Annotated in this window: 20 protein-coding genes; 15 read left to right on the top strand and 5 right to left on the bottom strand. The window is 39.6% G+C overall.

Annotation, left to right across the window (positions count from 1 at the left end; genetic code table 11):
- The first annotated feature begins 358 nt into the window (after positions 1–358).
- From D0T56_RS02930 to D0T56_RS02985, 12 genes are all read left to right on the top strand, one after another.
- Positions 359–709: an NADH-quinone oxidoreductase subunit A gene (locus D0T56_RS02930; protein ID WP_163318634.1), complete on the top strand. Its 351-nt coding sequence runs from the start codon at positions 359–361 to the stop codon at positions 707–709.
- Positions 700–1,263, top strand: a complete 564-nt coding sequence (locus tag D0T56_RS02935) for an NADH-quinone oxidoreductase subunit B (RefSeq protein ID WP_163318635.1) — start codon at positions 700–702, stop codon at positions 1,261–1,263. The genes D0T56_RS02930 and D0T56_RS02935 overlap by 10 nt, the downstream gene beginning before the upstream one ends.
- A 110-nt stretch (positions 1,264–1,373) precedes the next feature.
- Positions 1,374–3,002: an NADH-quinone oxidoreductase subunit D gene (locus tag D0T56_RS02940; RefSeq protein WP_163318636.1), complete on the top strand. Its 1,629-nt coding sequence runs from the start codon at positions 1,374–1,376 to the stop codon at positions 3,000–3,002.
- Positions 3,003–3,027: 25 nt separating this feature from the next.
- The gene (nuoH, locus tag D0T56_RS02945; protein WP_163318637.1) at positions 3,028–4,122 is read left to right on the top strand and encodes an NADH-quinone oxidoreductase subunit NuoH; all 1,095 of its coding nucleotides are present in this window, start codon (positions 3,028–3,030) and stop codon (positions 4,120–4,122) included.
- 15 nt (positions 4,123–4,137) lie between these two features.
- The gene (locus D0T56_RS02950) at positions 4,138–4,698 is read left to right on the top strand and encodes a 4Fe-4S binding protein (protein ID WP_163318638.1); all 561 of its coding nucleotides are present in this window, start codon (positions 4,138–4,140) and stop codon (positions 4,696–4,698) included.
- A 145-nt stretch (positions 4,699–4,843) separates the two neighbouring features.
- Positions 4,844–5,347, top strand: coding sequence for an NADH-quinone oxidoreductase subunit J (locus D0T56_RS02955; RefSeq protein ID WP_163318639.1), 504 nt, complete (start codon positions 4,844–4,846; stop codon positions 5,345–5,347).
- A gap of 15 nt (positions 5,348–5,362) precedes the next feature.
- On the top strand, positions 5,363–5,680 hold the full coding sequence (nuoK, locus tag D0T56_RS02960) for an NADH-quinone oxidoreductase subunit NuoK (protein ID WP_163318640.1): 318 nt from the start codon (positions 5,363–5,365) through the stop codon (positions 5,678–5,680).
- A gap of 12 nt (positions 5,681–5,692) precedes the next feature.
- Positions 5,693–7,627, top strand: a complete 1,935-nt coding sequence (gene nuoL / locus D0T56_RS02965) for an NADH-quinone oxidoreductase subunit L (protein ID WP_163318641.1) — start codon at positions 5,693–5,695, stop codon at positions 7,625–7,627.
- A 24-nt stretch (positions 7,628–7,651) separates the two neighbouring features.
- A complete protein-coding gene (locus D0T56_RS02970; RefSeq protein ID WP_163318642.1) occupies positions 7,652–9,121 on the top strand; it encodes a NuoM family protein in 1,470 nt (489 codons plus the stop codon).
- Between the two features lie 57 nt (positions 9,122–9,178).
- The gene (locus tag D0T56_RS02975) at positions 9,179–10,606 is read left to right on the top strand and encodes an NADH-quinone oxidoreductase subunit N (protein ID WP_163318643.1); all 1,428 of its coding nucleotides are present in this window, start codon (positions 9,179–9,181) and stop codon (positions 10,604–10,606) included.
- A gap of 125 nt (positions 10,607–10,731) precedes the next feature.
- Entirely contained in the window at positions 10,732–11,451 is a 720-nt protein-coding gene (locus D0T56_RS02980) for a MotA/TolQ/ExbB proton channel family protein (protein WP_163318644.1), read from the top strand.
- Complete coding sequence (locus D0T56_RS02985) at positions 11,441–11,848, top strand: biopolymer transporter ExbD (RefSeq protein WP_163318645.1); 408 nt, start codon at positions 11,441–11,443, stop codon at positions 11,846–11,848. Before D0T56_RS02980 ends, D0T56_RS02985 begins: the two co-directional genes overlap by 11 nt.
- 28 nt (positions 11,849–11,876) lie before the next feature.
- On the opposite strand, the gene rlmD is transcribed toward D0T56_RS02985, so the two are convergent.
- The 5 genes from rlmD to D0T56_RS03010 all read right to left on the bottom strand — a co-directional run bounded on the left by rlmD (position 11,877) and on the right by D0T56_RS03010 (position 19,464).
- The gene (rlmD, locus tag D0T56_RS02990) at positions 11,877–13,286 is read right to left on the bottom strand and encodes a 23S rRNA (uracil(1939)-C(5))-methyltransferase RlmD (protein WP_163318646.1); all 1,410 of its coding nucleotides are present in this window, start codon (positions 13,284–13,286) and stop codon (positions 11,877–11,879) included.
- Positions 13,287–13,857: 571 nt separating this feature from the next.
- Positions 13,858–15,093, bottom strand: coding sequence for a 3-deoxy-D-manno-octulosonic acid transferase (locus tag D0T56_RS02995; protein ID WP_163318647.1), 1,236 nt, complete (start codon positions 15,091–15,093; stop codon positions 13,858–13,860).
- Positions 15,086–16,609, bottom strand: coding sequence for a glutamate--tRNA ligase (gene gltX / locus D0T56_RS03000; RefSeq protein WP_163318648.1), 1,524 nt, complete (start codon positions 16,607–16,609; stop codon positions 15,086–15,088). The genes D0T56_RS02995 and gltX overlap by 8 nt, the downstream gene beginning before the upstream one ends.
- Before the next feature lie 124 nt (positions 16,610–16,733).
- The gene (locus D0T56_RS03005) at positions 16,734–17,930 is read right to left on the bottom strand and encodes an aminopeptidase C (RefSeq protein WP_163318649.1); all 1,197 of its coding nucleotides are present in this window, start codon (positions 17,928–17,930) and stop codon (positions 16,734–16,736) included.
- A 685-nt stretch (positions 17,931–18,615) separates the two neighbouring features.
- Complete coding sequence (locus D0T56_RS03010; RefSeq protein ID WP_163318650.1) at positions 18,616–19,464, bottom strand: AraC family transcriptional regulator; 849 nt, start codon at positions 19,462–19,464, stop codon at positions 18,616–18,618.
- Between the two features lie 224 nt (positions 19,465–19,688).
- On the opposite strand from D0T56_RS03010, the gene speD reads away from it, so the two are divergent.
- From speD to D0T56_RS03025, 3 genes are all read left to right on the top strand, one after another.
- The gene (gene speD, locus D0T56_RS03015; RefSeq protein WP_163318651.1) at positions 19,689–21,245 is read left to right on the top strand and encodes an adenosylmethionine decarboxylase; all 1,557 of its coding nucleotides are present in this window, start codon (positions 19,689–19,691) and stop codon (positions 21,243–21,245) included.
- 11 nt (positions 21,246–21,256) lie between these two features.
- Positions 21,257–22,108: an RteC domain-containing protein gene (locus D0T56_RS03020; protein WP_163318652.1), complete on the top strand. Its 852-nt coding sequence runs from the start codon at positions 21,257–21,259 to the stop codon at positions 22,106–22,108.
- Between the two features lie 152 nt (positions 22,109–22,260).
- On the top strand, positions 22,261–23,349 hold the full coding sequence (locus D0T56_RS03025; protein WP_255491005.1) for an efflux RND transporter periplasmic adaptor subunit: 1,089 nt from the start codon (positions 22,261–22,263) through the stop codon (positions 23,347–23,349).
- The last annotated feature ends 3 nt before the right edge of the window (positions 23,350–23,352 follow it).

Here is a 23,352-nt window from a genome sequence, read left to right on the forward strand (position 1 = left end):
AGCTGGAAGTCTCGAACAAAATGTTGTTTTTCGGTTATTTGTGCGAATCAGTGGTTGAATACACCTCTCCCTAACCCTCTCCAATAGAGAGGGGGTGGTCTGCCCGAAAGTAGGGGTGAATTTTCATGATCTGCCACATTTTGACAAAATGAAAGCAAAAACGGCTTTCGTTTACAACTTTTAAGAAACTAAAAAATATCTGGCACTTTTTTAATAGGTATTTTCTTGGGCGTCCGAAAATAATATTTTACTTTTGCGACATTGTTCCGATTTGCAAACTGGAACTATCAATAATGGCTAAAAATAGAACATGAAATAACACTTTTGGAGAAGTGTGGATTAATTCATAGGATTAAACATGGAAGAATCTCTTTTTTTAACGGTCCTCATCACTGGGATGTTTTTGGTTTGTGCCGGATTAGGCATAGCAATACTTTTATCGCCCAGTTCTTTCAACGCACAAAAAGGTCAGGCCTATGAGTGTGGTATACCCACTCACGGAACATCTTGGATGCAATTCAAGGTGGGATATTATCTATATGCTATCCTCTACCTTTTGTTCGACGTAGAAGCAGTATTTCTATTCCCTTGGTCAACCGTTGTCAGACAACTAGGCACACCGGGGCTAATCAGTATTTTATTTTTCTTGTTAATTCTGGGACTGGGTTTAGCTTACGCCTGGAGAAAAGGAGCATTGAAATGGAAGTAAAAAACATTTATATAAAGGGTATACCCAACGATGAATTCAAAGACAACCAGTCTTTGGAAGAAATGGTGGCAGAGCTTCGCAAAAACGGGGTTCCTGTTGTTGTAGGTGTGTTGGACGACCTGATCAATTGGGGACGTTCAAATTCTGTTTGGCCTTTGGCATTCGCCACAAGTTGCTGTGGTATTGAATTTATGGCAACTGCGGCGGCAAAGCACGATATAGCACGTTTTGGTATGGAGGTTACTCGTAACAGTCCTCGTCAGGCCGACTGTATTGTGGTGGCAGGAACTATCGTGCACAAAATGGCGCCACTGTTGAAACGTGTATACGACCAGATGGCCGAGCCTAAATATGTGGTTGCGATGGGAAGTTGCGCCATATCGGGAGGTCCGTTCGTCAACTCTTACCATGTGGTGAAGGGAATTGACGAGTTTATGCCTGTTGATGTGTACGTGCCCGGATGCCCTCCACGCCCTGAGTCGTTGCTTTATGGGTTGATGCAATTGCAACGAAAAATAAAAATGGAACGCTTTCTTTTTAAAGTGAAAAAATAAGTAGCTTATAGCTTAATAATAATATTAATGAATGCATTTAAGTTATAACCGGTTTAAGCTGTTATACTTGCCAAAGCAATAAAAAGGTCTGAGACCTTAACAAAGTATCAATGGAAAAGATAAAGGAGCTAATCTTAAAAACTGTACCGGATGCGGTGGTTGATGAAACGCAAAAGTTGACGGTTACAGTAACATCTGACAAACTACATCTTCTGGCAAAAACATTGCGTTACAATGAAGCCATGCCTTTCGATTTCCTCGTTATGATGATCGGGGAAGATCAGGGCGAGGCTTTGGGCGTATTGTATATGTTGTCAGCTTCGCAAGATGTGTCAAAAGAACTTGTTCTTCGAACCTCGACAACGGATAGGGAAAAACCGCTTCTGTATTCTGTTACCGATCTGTGGGAGACTGCTCATTTTAATGAGCGTGAAATTTATGCCATGTTGGGTATACGTTTCATAAACAACCCCGATATGCGTAAATTTTTCCTTAACCAAGACTGGGTTGGTTTTCCGTTGAGAAAAGATTACGATGCAGATCCGGCAATCAATCCGGTAAATCTTGAGAGCCGTGATATTATTGATATCGCTCCCCGCATAGTGGAAACCGAACAGGGACTGAAAGAGGAAACGGTGAGGATTTTTGAAGAAGATGATTATATCATCAATATTGGTCCGCAGCACCCTTCCATGCACGGGGTTATGCACTTTCGCACATCGCTGGACGGCGAAATAGTGAAAAAAATTGATGTGCATAGCGGATATATCCACCGTGGAATAGAAAAACTGAGCGAAAGCCTTACATATCCTCAGATATTGCATTTCACAGATCGACTTGACTATCTTTCGGCAAACATCAACCGCCATGCGTTGTGTATGTGCGTTGAAAAAGCAGCCGAAATAGAAGTGCCCGAACGGGCGCAATATATCCGTGTGCTTACGGACGAATTGAACCGCATACAGTCGCACCTTATCGCATGGGGAACCATGTGTATGGACTTGGGTGCAACAACCGCCTTCATCTACGGAATGCGTGAGCGGGAATTGATTCTCGAAATATTCGAAAAACTTAGTGGAGGGCGTCTCATCATCAATTACAATGTGATTGGCGGTGTGATGTTCGATATATATGATGGTTTCCAAAAAGACATCCATGCTTTCATCATCGAGATGAGAAAACGTGTGAAAGAATATCACAAACTATTCTCAGGAAACGTTATCGCTCTTGGACGTATGAAAGACCTCGGAATCATGACCAAAGAAGATGCTATCTCGTATGCAGTTACAGGTCCTGCCGGACGAGGTTCGGGTTGGTCTTGCGACCTTCGTATACATCAGCCTTATTCAATTTACGATAAGGTTCAGTTCAAGGAAATCATTCGCACCGAAGGCGATGCTTATGCCCGTTACCTGAATCGTTTGGACGAGATAGAAACATCGTTGGAAATATTGGAACAATTGGTAGACAATATTCCGGATGGAGATTTTCAAGCGAAAACAAAGGCTATTATCAAATTGCCCGAAGGTCGATATTATCAGCGTGTTGAGGCTGCCCGTGGTGAATTTGGAGTATACATCGAAAGCCGTGGAGATAAAACTCCTTATCGCCTGAAATTCCGTTCGCCATCTATGGCACTTGTTTCGGCTATGCCATTGATCTGCCGGGAAGAAAAACTATCAGACCTTATTGGTATCGGAGGGTCTATGGACTATGTGATACCAGATATTGACCGTTAATTTTGATTATTTATATTTAAACAATATGATAAAGTATATTGAAGCACCCTATTATCTTGACTTACTCGATAATTTCTTGAAAACAAATCTGCCGGAATGGGCGGCTTTGGCTATTGAGTATGTATTAATAGGTCTTGTTTTGTTAACGGCCTATGCAGTAATAGCTTTGGCATTGATTTATGTTGAACGTAAGGTCACCGGATTTTTTCAGGCACGTTTGGGCCCGAACCGTGTAGGGCCTTTCGGTATCATTCAGAGTGTTGCCGATATGATCAAGATATTGCTAAAAGAAATTATTCGCATCGACAACGTTGATAAGTTCCTGTTCTATCTTGCGCCTTTCTTCATGATCGTGTCTTCGTTCCTTACATTCGGGGCATTGCCTTTTGGACGGGGCCTTCACGTAGTGGACTTTGACAACGGAATTTTCTATCTTATAGCAGTTTCATCATTAAGCATTATTGGTGTACTACTAGCAGGATGGGCAAGTAACAATAAATATTCGATGATCGGAGCAATGCGAAGCGGTGCTCAGTTTATCAGCTACGAGCTTTCTGCAGCAATGGCGTTGATGACAATCGTTGTCTTGACAGGAACGATGAAGCTATCTACAATTGTAGATCAACAAGAATATGTTTATCATTGGAATATTTTTAGAGGACACATTCCTGCAGTAATAGCATTTGTTATCTATCTGATTGCAGGTCATGCCGAAACAAACCGTGGACCTTTTGACTTGCCCGAAGCAGAGTCGGAGTTGACTGCCGGTTACCATACTGAGTATTCAGGATTACAATTCGGGTTCTATTATCTGGCCGAATATTTGAATATGTTTATCATTGCAGGTATTGCAACAACCGTATTCTTAGGAGGATGGCAACCGATTCAGGTTGAAGGTTGGGACGGATTTAATACTGCAATGAACTTTATACCGTCTTTTGTTTGGTTCTTCGGAAAAACAGGATTCCTCGTTATGCTTAGCTTGTGGGTTAGATGGACATTCCCTCGTTTGCGTATCGACCAGTTGTTGAATCTGGAGTGGAAATATCTGTTGCCAATCAATATGGTGAACCTTATTTTGATGGTAATCATCGTAATTTACGGATTATATATACACTAAACTTAGAATATAGAAATGAGTTCAGTATCACAATATTTTTCAGGAATGTTTAAAGGCATCTGGTCTTTGTTGACCGGTATGTCCGTCACCCTGAAAGAACTTTTTGCAAAGAAAGTAACACAGCAATATCCCGAAAACAGGAAGACGTTGGAGATGTCGCCACGTTTCAAAGGGGTATTGATAATGCCTCATGACGAAAACAACGAACATGCTTGTACGGCTTGCGGTATTTGTCAGATGAATTGTCCTAATGGAACTATAAAAGTTCTGTCGAAGATGATTGAGACGGAAGATGGTAAAAAGAAAAAAATACTTGACCAGCATCAGTACGATTTGGGAATGTGTACATTCTGCAATTTGTGTGTTATTACTTGTCCTCAAGATGCGATAATATTTGATCAGGATTTCGAAAATTCTGTATTTACACATAGCCGTTTAAGAATGAGGCTGAATAAGGAAGGATCGAAGTTGCGGGAGAAGAAAAAGCCTGCTCCTGTTGCAAAACCAGCTCCTGAAAAAGCGGCAGAGCCACCGGCAGAAGCGAGCGCAGATAAGGACAACGAAACAAAAGAGTAATCTTTAATCAGTTCGAGTTACAAGTAGACGAATAACAAGTCTGCAAAGTGCTGACCTCGTTTACTCGCAACTGTCCAAAGGACGAAGTAACTTGTAACTATATAAAATATATCATTAAATTCGATCAATTACTTATATATTGATTATGGGAGAACAAATTGTATTTTTAATTCTGGGAGCAATAATAGCCGGATGTTCAATTTTGGCTGTTACTACACAGAAAATTATCAGGGCGGCAACATTTCTTTTGTTTGTGCTATTGGCTACTGCAGGGATATACCTTCTGCTCGATTATCACTTTCTGGCAATGGTGCAAATAGCAGTTTATGCCGGTGGCATCATGGTCTTGTTTATCTTTGCCATATTGTTGACCAATCAACCCGGAGTTAATGTGAAGTTTGAAAAGCCCTGGCGGATGTTTCTGGCTGCTTTGGCTGCTTTGTCAGGTTTAGTTATTTGCGGGCATATTATATTTTATAATGTGACAAAAATATTTAAATATGCAGAGATAGACTATATAAGCATGCAAACAATAGGGACAGCCATGATGGGCACAGATCAGCACCAATATCTGCTTCCGTTCGAAGCTATCAGTTTGTTGCTTCTGGCATGTATAATAGGAGGTATAATGATTGCGCGTAAACGCTAAAAAATATAAAGAGATATGAATAATATTCCAATGGAGGCTTGTTTGGCTATCAGTACACTAATGTTTTTTGCAGGAGTTTACGGATTCTTGTCTCGCAAGAACATGATAATGGTTCTTGTTTCATTAGAATTGATGCTCAATGCAGTTGACCTGAACTTTGTGGTGTTCAACCGCTACTTGTATCCCGGACAAATGGAAGGAATGTTCTTTGCCTTGTTCGGTATTGCCATTGCTGCTGCAGAAACAGCCATAGCGATAGCAATCATAATAAATATATATCGTAATGTGAAGCGTATATATATTGACGAAAATATAACAGAGTTGAAACACTAAGAGAAAAATAAAATGAACGATATAAATATGTCTTATACGTTAATATTGCTTGCCCTGCCTTTCTTAATGTTTCTGGTTTTGGGGTTGTTGGGCAATAAAATGAAGCCTCTTGTGGCAGGAGTGCTGGGCACGTTGTCGCTGGGCGTAATGGCAGCAGTTGCCTATTATACGGCTTATCAGTATTTCTTTGTTGTGGGCAAAGTTGGGGAAGTATATCAGTCTCTGCCTGTCTTCAACTATGAATGGTTGCAATTTTATGGTGAGCTGAAAATAAATCTGGGTATCATGCTCGACCCTATATCGGCGTTGATGCTTGTTGTTATCACAACCGTATCGTTGATGGTACATATCTACAGTTTAGGATACATGAAAGGTGAACGAGGCTTTCAACGCTACTATGCTTTGCTATCGCTGTTTACCTTTGCTATGCTGGGATTGGTTGTGGCAACCAACATTTTCCAGATGTATATATTCTGGGAACTTGTGGGGGTATCATCTTTTGCCCTTATCAGTTTCTACTACACAAAACCGAGTGCGGTTGCCGCTTCCAAAAAGGCGTTTATCGTTACCCGTTTTGCCGACTTATTTTTCTTGATAGGTATTTTAATCATATCATATTTTGCCGGAACATTCGATTTTGCAACATTGACCGACCCTGACGCTCCGTTTATCGGTTCGGCTGTAGGTGCTACATTCTTGGGTGGTACAGCATTATCGTGGGCATTGGCATTTATCTTTATCGGAGGTGCGGGAAAATCGGCAATGATGCCGTTCCACATTTGGTTGCCTGATGCGATGGAAGGGCCGACCCCAGCGTCTGCGCTGATCCATGCCGCAACAATGGTTGTTGCCGGAGTGTTTCTTGTGGCGCGACTTTTCCCGATCTATGTAGGGACAACGGTTCTCGAAATAATTGGATGGGTGGGAGCGATAACAGCAGCTTATGCGGCTATTGTAGCCTGTGCGCAGACCGATATTAAGCGGGTTCTGGCATTCTCTACCATATCGCAAATTGCATTTATGATAACATCGCTTGGCGTTTCGGGCTATGGAGGTCACGATGGCTTGGGTTATATGGCTTCTATGTTCCATCTGTTTACTCACGCATTCTTCAAAGCCTTGTTGTTTATGGGAGCAGGAGCAGTTATACATGCTGTTCATAGCAACGAAATGAAAGATATGGGAGGTTTGCGTAAGTATCTGCCGATAACACACATAACTTTTGCCGTAGCCGTTTTGGCGATAGCCGGAATATTTCCTTTCTCCGGGTTCTGGAGTAAGGACGAGATAATGGCGGCGGCTTTCCATCATAACAAAGCTATTTTTGCATTGTTGTTCTTTGCTGCATGTCTGACTGCATTCTATATGTCACGTCTATATTACAGGATATTCTGGTACGACAACAATAAAGACTATCATCACAAACCGCACGAAGCCGGTCCGACGATGACCATTCCGTTGATTATATTAGCAATACTTGCGGCTTTCTCCGGATTTGTGCCGTTCTCAAAATATATAACATCGGACGGAAAAGCGTTCGAAGCACACATCGATATGCTTGTTGCAGGCTTGAGCACATTGGCTGCGGTTGGTGGTATTGTGGTAGCTACGCTTATGTATGCCAAGAAGAAAGATGCACCGAACAAGTTTACACAAACCTTCCCAAGGTTGTATAAATGGGCATCTGACAGATTCTATTTTGACGAAATATGGTTGTTCGTGACACGTAAGATTATATTCGACCGCATCTCTAAACCAATAGCTTGGTTCGACCGTCATATTGTAGACGGATTTATGGATGGGTTGGCTTATGTAACACAAGCAGCATCAGATAAGATTAAAGGTTTGCAATCGGGGCATATACAGCAATATATATTCGTATACCTGATAGGAGCTTTATCTCTTGTGTTCATATTTATATTCTTTATTGCATTTTTGTTGAGTTAATTCAAAGTATAAAAATATATTGAAATGAATATTCTTTCATTATTTATTCTGGTTCCCGTGTTGATGCTTCTTGGATTTATTCCATGTAAGAATATCAAACAAGTAAGGACAGTTGCAGTGATAGGGGCAGTTGTTGAACTGATAATGGCTGTTGCTCTTCTGTTCCTGTTTTATAAAGAAAGAGCGATTGATCCGACTAGCGAAATGTTATTCTATGACGATTCCATCACATGGTTCAAAACATTGAATATCAAATATGCTATAGGAGTAGATGGTATCTCGGTGTTGATGATATTGCTGACATCAATCATCATACTGACAGGTACATTTGCTTCGTGGAATATGAACCCGCTACCCAAAGATTTCTTTATGTGGCTCACACTCCTCTCAGTTGGGGTATATGGGTTCTTCATTTCGTTGGATATGTTCACCATGTTCTTCTTCTACGAGATAGCTTTGATACCGATGTATCTGCTTATCGGACTTTGGGGAACAGGACGAAAAGAATATTCGGCAATGAAACTGACCCTGATGTTGATGGGTGGTTCTGCTCTTTTAATCGTGGGGATTATCGGAATATTCTACAACTCAGGAATAGAGTCGTTTAACTTCGTAGAGATTGCTAAAAACGGAGGAATACCAATCGAAGCACAACGCTGGATTTTCCCGATGACTTTCCTTGGTTTTGGTGTACTCGGAGCATTATTTCCATTCCACACATGGTCGCCCGATGGTCACGCATCTGCGCCAACGGCAGTATCTATGCTTCACGCAGGAGTACTAATGAAATTGGGAGGTTACGGATGTTTCCGTATCGCTATGCGTTTGATGCCCGAAGCTGCTGACGAACTGGGATGGATATTCTTAGTGTTGACAGGTATAAGTGTGGTTTACGGGGCATTCGGTGCAATTGCCCAAACAGACTTGAAATATATTAATGCCTACTCTTCGGTAAGTCACTGTGGATTGGTGTTGTTCGCTATATTGATGGTAAATAAAACAGCCTTGACCGGAGCGGTGATGCAAATGCTTTCGCACGGTTTGATGACAGCTCTTTTCTTCGCCCTGATCGGTATGATTTACGGACGTACTCATACGCGAGATATTCGCCAGTTGGGAGGATTGATGAAGATTATGCCTTTCCTTTCTGTCTGTTATGTGTTGGCGGGGTTAGCTTCACTGGGTCTTCCGGGATTAAGTGGATTTGTGGCCGAAATGACAATCTTCGTAGGGTCGTTCGAACATGCCGACATGTTCCACAGAGTGTTGACAATCATGGCAGTATCGTCAATCGTTATCACTGCTGTTTATATACTGAAAGTAGTTGGAAAAATATTATACGGTCCGGTTATTGATGATCATCATTTGGAATTGACGGATGCTGTTTGGTACGAAAAAATAGCTACGGCCGGATTGATTGTCTGCGTTGCCGGTATGGGTATGTTTCCCGGATGGATTTCGAACCTTATCAGGGAAAGTATTCCGTATTTGTAATTGCAGAGAACACTATTAACAAACTATTAGAAATTATAAAATAACCAATATATCAAGATGAAATTAAGTGAATATTTGTTGATGAAGCCTGAACTATCACTCATTGTGGTTTTTCTGTTACTTATTTTCTACGATTTGTTTGCTTCTGAAAAGGCAAAAAAACATTATTTCCCGGTGGCTTGCGGATTGTTTCTGGTACACACAATCGTTTGTTTCTTTTTCTGTGTGCCCGATTCGGCAACAGCATTTGGCGGAATGTATATTACAGGTCCGGCACAAATAACGATAAAGCATGTCTTGAATATTGGTCTGTTTCTGATATTTCTGCAAGCGAACACATGGTTGTCAAGACCTGATACAATATTCAAAAGGGGTGAATTTTTTATGTTGACAATATTAACCCTGTTGGGTATGTATCTGATGGTTTCGTCGGGAAATTTCCTTCTGTTCTTCATCGGTCTGGAAATGGCATCGTTGCCTGTTGCAGCATTGGTGGCATTCGATAAATACAGGCATCATTCGGCAGAAGCAGGAGCCAAATATATATTCAACGCCGTGTTTTCTTCGGCAGTGATGATTTTCGGAATTTCCTTTATTTATGGTGCTTGCGGAACATTGTATTTTGCCGAATTGGGAGCGAATATGCTATACGATCCTCTGTTGATAATGGGAATGATATTCTTTATGTGTGGTTTGTTCTTCAAAATTGCACTTGTACCTTTCCATCTGTGGGCAGCCGATGTATACGAAGGATCGCCAACAAATGTTACGCTTTATCTTTCAACCATATCGAAAGGAGCAGCAGCATTTGCTTTGATGGCAATCTTATATAAAGTGTTCCCTGTGCTATCCAATGTTTGGGTAGATGTGATCTCTATCATCATAATGTTGACGATTTTGGTGGGTAACTTGTTTGCCCTACGTCAGAAGAATATGAAGCGATTCCTTGCTTTCTCATCTATATCTCAGGCCGGATATATCATGTTGAGTGTGTTTTCGGGCACATCGTTGGGGATGTCGGCAACAATTTATTTCATATTCGTTTATGTATTCTCAAACTTGGCGGCGTTTGGAGTTATCACAGCTATTGAGAATAAAACCGGAAAAGTGAATATGGACGATTACAACGGACTATACTATACAAATCCGAAACTAGCTCTGGCGATGATGATTGCGATGTTCTCGTTGGGAGGTATTCCTCCGACAGCCGGATTTTTCAGCAAATTTTTCGTCTTCATTGCAGCAATGGATCAGGGGCATACGTTCTTGGTATTCTTTGCCCTTATCAATACAGTCATATCCTTGTTCTACTATCTGTTGGTGGTGAAAGCAATGTTCATAAAGAAGAACAATTCGCCTATCGAATGTGTTAAAACAGACGGTTACCTGAAGGCGTCTTTGGTTTTGTCGATGATAGGTATTGGACTGGTAGGACTTGTTAGTTGTATTTATGAATATTTTGCAAGCGTGAGTTTTGGAATATAAACTATAAAGTTATAATTTAGCGATCGACAAGTTTCCTGCACAAATATCATGGATTCTTGTCGATTGTTGTTTTATGAAAATAACGAAAATATAGATAAAAGTAAAAATCAATACAATCAAAATTTATGAATTTATTGTTCGTTTTGCTACAAGATGTAGCGACAAATGTGCCACCGGTTGCAGATGGGCAGGGTGGGGGAGAAAGCTACCTAAGCCTGTTGATGAAAGGTGGACTGATAATGATCCCTCTGTTTTTGCTTTCACTTTTGGCAATATATATTATTATAGACCGTTGGTTTGTTATCCGTAAGATGGGAAAGAAAGATTCATCCTGGTTGTCGCGGGTGATGGAGTTGATATATGAAAACAAGACCGAAAAAGCCCTTAAGTTTGCACTAGAAAAACCCTATGCCTCAGGCAAGGTTGTTGCGGCAGGATTGAAAGAGGGTGATGATGCTTCGCTGGAGGATATAGAAAATGCGATGCAAATAGAATCGAGGCAGCAGATTTCGGTGATGGAAAAATTGATGAACTATCTGGGAATTACAGCATCTATTGCGCCCATGCTTGGGTTCTTAGGAACGATTTTCGGGGTTATCAAGATATTCTATAATATATCGGTACAAGGAGATATTCAGATTTCAACCATATCAGAAGGTCTTTACGAAAAGATGATCTGTTCGGGAGCCGGTCTTTTTGTTGGTATCATTGCTTATGCCGGATTTTATATCCTAAACGGCATGATAGACAAAGTGGTGCTTCGCATGGACAAAGATGCGAATGATGCTCTTAGGGCTATAAAATCGGGGCGTAACTTGGCTAAAACAGTGAAAAATGAAGATTGAAAGACGAAAGGCAAGGACAGCAGAGGTGTATACCGCATCTTTGAATGACATTATGTTCTTTCTTTTGTTGTTCTTCCTCATTATATCAACAATGGTGACGCCTGCGGCGATAAAGGTGTTGTTGCCAAACTCTTCCACTGCCGAAAATGTGGTGACCAAGAAGAATATAAGTTTGGTAATCAATCATAATCACCAATATTTTGTAAACGACAAGCAGGTCACATTCGATGAAATAGAACCTACGTTGGCCTCTATTCTGGCATCAAAACCGGAAGAGGTTGAATATACCGTACTGCTTCAGGCAGACAGGTCTTTGAACCTTCAAGATGTGGTGAATGTGATAGACATAGGAAACAAGCTTCAGGTTAAGATTGTCTTGTTTACCCAAAAAGATTAGTGAAAAATAAGGATTTCGGTTGAAATCCTTATTTTTTTATCAGTAGTACCACATTCTCAACGTGATGGGTATGGGGAAACATATCCACAGGTTGTACTTTTTCAACCCTGTATTTACTATCCAACAGATTCAAGTCACGGGCTTGAGTTGCAGGGTTACAGCTGACGTAAACAATCCGGTCAGGTTCGGCAAACAGGATAGATTCTATAACATCGTCGTGCATCCCGGCACGGGGAGGATCGGTAATGATGACATTAGGACGACCATGTTCGTTAATGAAATCCTGAGTCAGAATGTCTTTCATATCGCCTGCATAGAAGAGCGTATTTTCAATCTTATTGTTCTTAGAATTGAATTTTGCATCTTCAATAGCGTCTTCAACATATTCTATCCCGATTACTTTCTTCGCGTCTTTCGCCACAAAGTTGGCAATTGTTCCTGTTCCTGTGTATAAATCGTAAACCAACTCACTGCCTGTTAGTTGAGCAAAGTCTCTGGCGATTTTGTATAGGTTATATGCTTGTTCGCTGTTTGTCTGATAAAAAGATTTAGGACCAATCTTGAATTTCAGGTTTTCCATTTGCTCGAAGATGCAATCATTACCCTTCCATGTCGCAACTGCTTGATCTGTAATGGTATCGTTTGCTTTTTGGTTGACGATGTAGAGCAGGGATGTAATTTCTTCAAATTTGTCAGCAATTGCAGTTAATAAGTCTTCCCGCTCACTTCTTTCGTTATCATAAAAGACAACTATAACCATAACTTCTCCTGTGGTTGAAGTGCGGACAATCAAGTTACGCATCAACCCTCCACGATTGCGAAGGTCGAAGAAGGTATAACCTTTTTCGTAGCAATATTCGCGAACGAAATTCCTTATCCTGTTCGAAATATCGTCTTGCAGCCAGCATTTATTTATATCGAGAACCTTGTCAAACATTCCCGGAATATGAAATCCAAGAGCATTCATATTGTCAAAAGATTCTCCGGAATTTATCTGCTCCAGAGTCAGCCATTTTTTGTTGGAAAATGTAAACTCCAACTTGTTGCGGTAAAATTCTGTTTTTTCAGATCCCAGAATGGGTTGTATTTCCGGCAAATCCGTTTTTCCTATCCTTGTAAGGTTGTCTTCTACCTGTTTCTGCTTATATTTCAATTGTTCCTGATAGGGTAGAATCTGCCATTTGCAACCACCACAAATGCCGAAATGCTCACAAAAGGCATTGCTTCGATTGTCCGAATATTTCTCGAACCTCACAGGTTTGCCTTCTGCATATTTATTCTTTTTTCTGGTTATTTGCAGATCAATCACATCGCCGGGAACAACATAAGGCACGAAGACTACCATGTTGTCGACCTTTGCTATTGCTTTACCTTCTGCGGCAATGTCTACTATCTCTACATTTTCTATCAGTGGGAATGGTTTCTTTTTTCTACTCATTTTAAGATGTTGATATTTAAAGGTTTTGTTATGTCGAATGAAATGAAACATCTAAGGAAAACAAATGCTTCGATACTCCCTCGGCAAGACAAAATAGAAAGTCAAAATGACTTCATTGCAAAAATACGGAAATTATCTTTCATTCAAACAAAAAGAGATTACCTGTTTAAGGCAATCTCTCAATATCTTTTATTATTCATGTGAATCAGTAGTTGAAAAGTGTTCTTTTTTATTCGACGTTTTTTTGCTGCCGCGCCTCTTACAGATGCCGTTTCGCCTAACGGGTGCAAACGTGACATTTGGCTGATTGACGGGGTACCCACACAGCGCAGATAAGCGACCAGAACAAAAAGCTGTTTGAGCATAGCCGAACCATTCTGATTTTAGCAGTCTTCTGGTGCGAGTTATTTTTTGTTCAGCTTATTAAGCTGTAAAGTGGGTCGGCAAGAAGCCTGAGTCACAAAAAGCCTTTTTGATTCCTTTTGCGGCTTAGGGCAAAAGGAATGCAAGGAATTTTAATTCCGCGCAGCATGTTGTTGAATTTAAACCAACGTTTTAGCTATATATTGGTCTATAACTTTATGATTTCCATTATCCTGTCCACCACTCCGGTATTATTTTTCACATAATTATCGGATGCTTTTCCCGCAGCACTTAGTGTTTCGGGATAGTTGATAAACTCGTCCATCAGGCTGTGGAACGAAGAATAATCGGAAATACAATAACCACCTCCACATTCAATCAGTTCACGGGCTTCCCTGAATTTTTTGAAGTTGGGTCCAAATACCACAGGCATTCCGTACACCGCAGCTTCCAATACATTATGAATACCTACGCCAAAACCACCACCAACATAAGCAACCTCTCCATAACGGTATATGGATGAAAGCATACCGTAAGCATCGACAATGAGGCAGTCGTATTTCTCAATATCGTCAACCCTCGATTGCGATATGCGAATGGAAGGGCGTTCGAGTAATGCCTCTATTTTTTGCAGGTGTGATTCGTGTATTTCGTGAGGGGCTATGATTAGTTTAATGTCCTTGTTTGCATTGAAATAGGGTATGAAAATAGCTTCATCCTTAGGCCATGAACTTCCAGCAACAAGGGTTTTTACTTTTTCTCCTGTATTTGTTTTCGTGAAAACATCCACAATAGGCAACACTTTGGCTGCCTTGTTTATGTCTAGCACCCTATCGAAGCGAGTATCCCCGCATACGGCAACATTGTCTTTGACTCCTATTTCAGCCAACAATTCTTTGGAGTTTTCATCTTGCACACAGATTGTCTTATACTTGTGAAGAATCGTTCTCATCGGCTTTCCATACCATCTGAAAAACAGTTGCGATGGGCGAAATATGGCGGAAACCATATAAACAGGTATCTTGCGGGCATAAAGCTGGCTTATGAAATTCATCCAAAACTCATACTTAATAAAGATAGCTGAGTGCGGATTAACCAGATCGAGGAAGCGTCGCACATTTCTCGGCTTGTCAAAAGGCAGATATGTGACAACATCAGCCAAATCATAATCTTTCCTTATTTCATATCCCGACGGGGAAAAGAATGTAAGCAATATTTTATATTGAGGATGATTTTTTTTGATATTTTCGATAATAGGTCTTCCCTGTTCAAATTCGCCTAAAGACGCAGCATGAATCCAGATATATTTGGACGAAGGATCAATTTTTGCTTGAAGTGTATCGAATATCCTTTTGTGTCCGCTTACCATTAATCCGGCTTTTTTATGATAAGGAGCTATTAGCCGGACTACAAAAGCATACAGAAATATCGCGAGATTATACATTTGCCGAAATATTTTTTATTGCATAATCGAGACGCTTCAAAGTTTCTTCCTTGCCTATTGCCTCCGTGATATCAAACATGTGGGGTCCTTTCGATTCGCCAACAATAGCCAAACGAAAAGCGTTCATGATATTTCCCAAGTGATATGCTTTCGACTCTATCCACGCTTTTACAATTTCTTCCTGATTATGAGCCGAAAAATCGTCAATATTCTTCAATACTTCTGATAATTCTGCCAATTGTGCGGGAGAATCTTCTTTCCAGCGTTTTTTTACCGTTTTTTCGTCGAAAGATGTTGGAGCTACAAAGAAAAAGAAAGACTGATCCCACAATTCTTTCACAAAGTTTACCCTTTCCTTTACCAGTCCGACAACCTTCTCAACGTATTCTATATCAACAGATACTTGATGTTCTTTCAGATAAGGAGTATAAAGTTCTGCTATTTCGGCATTTGGCTTCAATTGAATATATTGGTGATTGAACCATTTTCCTTTTTCGTAGTCAAATTTCGCACCGCTTTTGCTGCATTTTTCAAGAGAAAATAATTCAATCAATCTTTCCATTGACAATATTTCTTCATCATTTCCGGGATTCCATCCAAGAAGAGCCAGGAAATTGACAACCGCTTCGGGCAAATAGCCGCTTTCGCGGTAGCCTGACGAAATTTCGCTCGTTTTAGGGTCTTTCCATTCCAATGGGAATACAGGAAACCCTAGTCGGTCGCCATCCCGTTTGCTGAGTTTTCCGTTGCCTTCGGGTTTCAACAACAATGGCAGATGCGCAAACCTTGGCATTGTGTCCGTCCATCCGAATGCCCTGTACAGAAGTACATGCAAAGGTGCGGACGGCAACCATTCTTCTCCTCTGATAACATGCGTTATCTTCATCAGATGGTCGTCAACAATATTAGCCAAGTGATAAGTTGGCAGGCTGTCTGCCGATTTATACAAGACTTTATCGTCCAATATGGATGAGTTAATCACCACTTCGCCTCTTATCAAATCGTCTACAACAACATCTTCGTGAGGTTCTATCTTGAACCTTACAACATATTGTTCTCCGTTCTCTATCAAGGTTTTTGTTTCTTCTTCCGATAAGGTCAGCGAATTACGCATCATGCTTCTGGTTGAAGCATCGTATTGAAAGTTCTTTATTTCATTTCTTTTTTGTTCCAATTCGGCAGGCGTGTCGAACGCATAATATGCCAGTCCGTCATTTATCAACTGATCGACATATTGTTTGTAGATACCTTTTCTTTCCGATTGTCTGTAAGGGCCAAAATCGCCACCTAAATGTACTCCTTCGTCAAACTTGAGCCCCAACCATGTCAGCGCCTCAATTATATATGCTTCAGCTCCGGGTACGAAACGTTGCGAATCGGTGTCTTCTATCCGGAGAACGAAATCTCCTTTGTGTTGTTTTGCAAACAAATAATTGTATAATGCTGTTCTCACTCCTCCAATGTGCAATGGACCCGTAGGACTGGGAGCAAAGCGGACTCTTACTTTTTGTTCCATAAATAATATTTGGTGTTGAAAAGAAGATACAAAAGTAAATAAAAAAGGCTAAATTTTCATAACAATACCTCCAAATTGTTAGGGATTAACAATTCTGGAGGTATCGGGTATCGCTTAATATCCTTTATAAATTCAGTTTGTTTGCAATATCTTTTGGTAAAGAATTTTTGTTGATAACGAAGCTGATTGTCTTATATTTCACAAAGGCTTCCGAGGCATACCAAATTCCTTTATATTTGCCTGTCTCTCCCCACGAATTTTTTACCATGTAATATTTCTTTCCGTTCTGATCTTTAGCTATGCCATAGATTTGCATGCCATGATCGTCGGTGGTTTCGTAGTTGTCGTACGACCTTTGGCGCATCTCTTGCGTAATGTCGAGTTCTTTCAATGGCCCTCTATCTGCTTTTCTTTTGATCGTACTGTTCCTCTCCATTGCAGAAAGTCCTAGCCAATGAGCTTGATCCGAGCCAATCACGTCTTCCGATTTTTCGTCAGGAACAACAGCTATGCCATTCCGTGTGAAGCCGTTTTCGCTAACATCGGTTGCCCAAGCTATCGTATAACCTTTTTCAATTGCATTATCTATAATTTTTATCATGTCGTCCATAGGCACGTTGTAAGAATTTGCCCAGCGCCAATTGTCGGGAACTTCTATCGGAAACTGTGTGTAGAACGGATGATGCGTGAACGATGTTACAGATATATAATTGTCGGATGTCAATCCAAGGTCTTTAACCAATCCTTGTGGTGTGAGATTCTTTCCGTTATAGGTAAAGTTCTGAGGGATAGTGCCAAGATAAGCATCAAGTATCCCTTTGAAGCCATTGAACCAGGCTGATGACAACCTCTTGTTTCTGTTTTCGATTACAGCTTTCACATAACCGTTCAATACAGCCTCCATTTCACTGTGTATGTGGCGGGTTTCTCCGTACGTAAAGCCTGTCATTTCACTATCGGGCAACACTCCATATTCATCGAGGGTTTCTATTACGTCGGCGAAAGAACCTCCTTGTGCAAAATTGAGGCTGCCGGACAAGCGTACGTATTTTTGAGCTTTATCTTCATAATTTCGGCGAACTATATACATTTCCGAAAGATCGTGTTCACCTTTTCCCGTCCGTATAAGTTCCGATTCGAGAAACCCGACTCCGGAAAAACTCCAGCAAGTGCCACTGCTTCCCTGATTTTTAATTGATGTGATCGGATTTTCTTTAACAACAGTAAATTCGTAGCCAACTTGTTTTGGCTCTTCCGTTTCGGTTTGCCCCCATACTGCGCAAGTTAATGTTAGAGCAAGGGCTAAAGTTAAATATTTCATTGTGTTTAAATTTTATTTAATACAAATGTAGTGAAGAAAGTGTTGAGCAAGAGAAATACTACACCCAATTCTGATTCGGTTATATTACTAATGGAAAATATAACCAGAAACAGAAGTGTTTATAAATGCCTAAAACATAGTTTTTTTAGAATCTAATTTATTTAATTAATCTGTTTTAATAACTGTTTTTGCTAAATCAATTTATCTCGGAGATGATAAACTCACACGGAAGGGTGCACTGTCTCTAGGTCCTTCAAATTTTTCCGTTGATCCCCGTTTTTTCTTGATTCAATTCAATTACTATATATTGGCAAATAAAAAAAGAGCCAAACTTTATAAAGTTTAACTCTCTTCTAAGGTTTCAAACCCTTTTTTGCGGTATGGACGGAATGTGAACCTAATCGCATAACCCGTTATCTACCAGTATTTTGACTCTCCAAACTTACCCATAGGTAATGGTTTGGTAACGCTTGTAAAAGAACGATTTTTGTCGTCAAAATGGGCAGATATGTCCGCACATGACTCGGGTTCAAAATTACGACTTCTTTTTAAATAAACAACTATTCTGAATGCTAATTATTTAGCCTTAGTGCAAGGTGCAAGTCTATCTATATAGATACTTGCACCTTGCACTAACGTTAGTTTGCTCCTAACCTATGAAATGAAAAAATTCACACCTTATTTTTTACTCCTGCATTTTCCGACGATATTCCGTCAGTGATACACCAGTTTTCTTCTGGAAGTATCTATTCATATATGAGGGGTCTTCAAAACTAAATTCATCAGCAATTTCATTGACTGACATATTTGTATTAGCTAAATAGTGTTTCAGCTCCATTACTACTTGTTGGTCAATTATTTCTTTCGGGGTTAATTGGCTTGCATCAAAAATTGTCTTATACAAATAGTAAGGAGATATGCACAACTCATTGGCGTAAAAATTCACACTTCGTTGCTTGTGGCAATAATCCAACAATAGAGTAGAGAATTTATTTGCGATTACCCAGCTTCTGCTCCTTTTATAAATTTGTTGCATTGGAATCGGAGAACTTTTATATTCGTTGTACGCCATAAGCAGAATGTTTTGAATCATGTTCTGGAGTAAATTTCTCTGTAAATCAATATGGCAATCTTCCATTATGTATCTTAACTGCTCCTTCCATGCAATCAGTAACTGATACTGCCTATCAGTAGTGCGACATAAAGGATAATCAAAAATATAGTTATAGAAATCTTTTGGAACTTTGAACGAAGCATCATCAACCAAATCGGTAGATAAGGCACAATAGAACACCGACAAGTCGTTGGATACTTGATTGAAAATAATACCTGAATCCCAAAAAGAGAAAACAACATCTCCTTTTTTTAGAACCTGTTTGTGTAGATTGATGGATATTATAGCTTTTCCTTGCGTACAGATAAGTATAATGAATCCCGTTGGGTTCAGCAACTTGCCAACCCAGTCTTTCATATCGGTATTTCCGATTCTACAATCTTCGCCATTTCTTAAAAATTCGACCTTGTTAAAATTCATGCAGCATAATTTTGTGCAAAGATACGAAGTCCATTATTATTTTACGTGCAAATTGTTTTGAAAAGTACCGACTTTGGCAATATTCTTATTCTTTAGATACCTAAACATATAGGTAGTTTTGCAGGCTGCATAATCGTGAATTTTATAAAAAAGAAAAGTAGTTCAGGTTTCGATTTTTAGCAACAAAAGAAACTGAAATACTATGTAGCATATGGCATTGTAGTATGAATTATATAGACGAAATAAATAAACGCATAGCTTGTAAAGATGGGAAGAAGGTTATAGAAAAAGCACTTCACAACGTGTATTTCTATGGCTCATATTCAAGTAAAACATTAGCTCGCGAACTACTTATTCCAGTACCTGTCTTAACAGCATTGAAAAACGAATGTAAAAAACTTGGACTTTGGGAGCAAGGTGGTGGGCTGAAGACTACTGGGAAAGGAAAACAATACTTTGAAGAAGATTTAGGTTTTGGAGAAATCTGCAAGGACACTTATTTGCATTTGATGAAAGACGAACGGGAGCGAGAACTACTGATACATGAGTTGAGTGATAAATACCGAAATGTATTTGATTCAAGACCAATAGTAGATGTTACGATAGATCAGGTAAAATGCACCGTAGAAACATCTTTCAGAAGGGCGATGTTGTGCCTTTGCAATGGCTCGTTAATCGGAAAGAAAGTATTGTGCGTTGGGGATGACGACTTAGTGAGTATTGCTATGGGGCTTCTGTTAAAGCATATCTTTCATGAAAACCATAAATCAAAAACGGAAATATGCATTTTTGAAATGGACGAGAGATATGTTAAATATATCGACGAACTGTCGGATAGTTTTTCTTTACCGGTGCAATGCGAAAGGGTTGATTTGAAAGACCCGTTGCCATTGCCATTCCTAAACTATTTCGATAGTTTTTTCGCAGACCCTCCTTACACAGTTCAAGGTGCGTCTTTGTTTTTATCCCGTGGGATTAGTGCATTGAAAAAAGAATTCGGATTAAATATCTTTTTCTCTTTTGCCAATAAGCCGATCAACGAGACCTATGCTTTGCAGAAATGTTTTCAATTACATGGATTGGTCGTAAAACAGATATACCACACATTTAACGAATACGAAGGTGCTTCTCTTTTAGGCAATAGAGGGCAGATGATAATACTTGAAACAACGGAACAAACAAGAGCTGTAATTCCGGTCGATAAAAACAGCAATCGTTCAATTTATACAAGAGATAATAAGCCGAAGAACAAGAAATACAGTTGTAAGAACTGTAAAAAAACATTCCTAATGAGTGGTACTGAAGAGTTTCTTACGATAGAAGAATTGAAGTCCAATGGTTGTCCGTTTTGCGGGTATAATAAATTCGAGCAGTTAAACAACCATACTAAACAAGAAATACACTTGTTGTCAAAGCCTTTAGGAAGACACATTCTGGCTGATTTTTATAGTTGTCAAGTGAAAAACTTAGATGATACGGATTATATACAGAATGCCATGCGTAATGCTGCAATCAAAGCAAAAGCAACTATTGTGCAGGAAGATTTCCACAAGTTCAGTCCTTGGGGCGTTAGTGGAGTTATCGTGATCCAAGAATCGCATTTAACAATTCATACATGGCCGGAGTATTCCTACGCTTCCGTCGATTTATTTACTTGTGGGGAGGACGTTGATGCATGGACTGCATTTGACTACCTAAAAATAATGCTTAAAAGCGACCATGTGGAATTTAGCGATATTTCGAGAGGACATTTAAGTGACATTCAATATTTCGACACATAATATTTTTATATATGAACGAATATCTTACACGAAAAATAGAGTCTATTCACTCGGAATTGGAAACGATTGATATAGAAAACAGCAATATCTCTATTGAGGAATCAACAGCAATGATAGATTATATTGATGACTGTTTGAGTGAAATAAAATCATGTTTCATATCACAAAAGTCAATACCTGTTGAAAATGAGATACGGTTTTTTAAAGAATACAAACCTAAAATTCTTGGGCTTCTATTATTTTTCAATAAGACACATGCAATTGAACTTAAACGCCCCACAGGAAGCAACGAAACCCTCCGCGAGTATTACGAAACAGAACTAAAGAATTTAACTTATTTCTTTGATCGCAATCTTGATTTCTATCAATATTATAGATCAGGTGCAACCTACATGGACGAGTATTATTTCCAACGAATAAAGAAACCGCATAAACTGTGTATGGATAGCATATATTATGTTATTGACACCGACTTTTCTCCCGGATATGACTATAAAGTTGCGAAAATTAACTGTAATGAAATGCTACGCATTTACTTAATAAAGAAAATGAATGGTATAGAAAAGCAGATGACAATAAATAAGAACAGAGCAGTACTTCCATTTAACAACCTCAAATGGACAGGTTCAAAAGTTGCTGCCGTTGAATTAGGATACGCTCTCGAATCAAGTCGTTTTATAAACAGAGGAAATGCAGATATTAAAGAAATCATGCTCCTAATAGAGACCTGCTTTAACATAGACTTAGGCGAGTATTATAGAACTTACATTTCCATAAAACAACGCAAGAAAGACAGAACGCCATTCTTGCAATCACTAATCGATTCCATGACCAAACGAATGGATGATGATGATTCAAAATAGGTAATTCGATAAACTGTTTTGAAAAGTACCGATTCTGGCAAGAAAACTCTTGCTAACAAGCTGTGCAATCGACATACCTTTGCACCCGCAAAAAAAATACTGCAATAAAGACAGATAAATATAAATAATTAAAAGTGATAAAAAAATTAATCTTGGCAGTTAGTATTACTGCCATTTTCTTTTTCGGCTCTTGCCGGAATAATTCTAACGAAGAGTCAGCACAGCAATATGCTGTAATTACATTAGCTCCGTCTGAAATGGAGATAACAGAATCTTATTCTGCTTCAATACAAGGTAGGCAGGATATAGATATTTATCCCCAAGTATCAGGTACAATCACGCAAGTAAGCGTTAAAGAAGGACAACGGGTAAAAAGAGGACAATCTCTTTTTACGATTGACCAAATTCCTTATCAATCCGAACTGCATACCGCTGTTGCCAATCTCAATGCTGCAAAAGCAAATACCGCTACTGCGGAATTAGCTTATAACAGCAAGAAAGAATTATATGACGAGAATGTAATTTCAGATTATGAACTACAAAATGCGAAGAATGCTCTGCTTACGGCAAAAGCACAACAAGAACAGGCAGAAGCATTATTGGCGAATGCTCGCAACAACTTTACGTTTACAGAAGTCAGAAGTCCTGCCGACGGAGTTGTCGGAACAATACCATTCAGAGTGGGAACATTGGTAAATCCTCAAATTTCACAACCACTCACAACCGTTTCGGACAACTCACAAATGTTTGTCTATTTCTCTATGACGGAGAATCAGTTGCGGTCAAACATTAAGCAATCCGGCTCACTGGATGAAGCCATTGAAAAAATGCCTGCAATTAATCTAATGCTAAACGATGGTTCGATATATGACCAACAAGGACATATAGAGAGTATTAGCGGGGTTATTAATCCAAGAACGGGAACGGTTTCAATACGCAGTGTTTTCCCGAATGAAGGAAGACTTCTTTTCAGTGGCGGTATGGGCAATGTAATCATTCCGCACAGGCTGCAAAATGTGTTATCCGTTCCACAATCAGCAACTTTTGAAATACAAGATAAAATCTATGTATATAAAGTTGTGGATGGGAAAGCCGTCGCAACGCAAATTACCGTTGAAAGCCTGTCGGACGGGAAAAGCTACATTATTAAAACAGGAGTACAAACAGGCGACACCATTGTTGCAGAAGGCGTAGGCTTATTGCAGGATGGAGTAGAAATTTCAATCAAACAAAATCAGTAAGAT

Origin of the sequence: Dysgonomonas sp. 520 (assembly GCF_010501095.1) — a bacterium.
In the GTDB taxonomy this organism is placed as follows: Bacteria; Bacteroidota; Bacteroidia; order Bacteroidales; family Dysgonomonadaceae; genus QVMP01.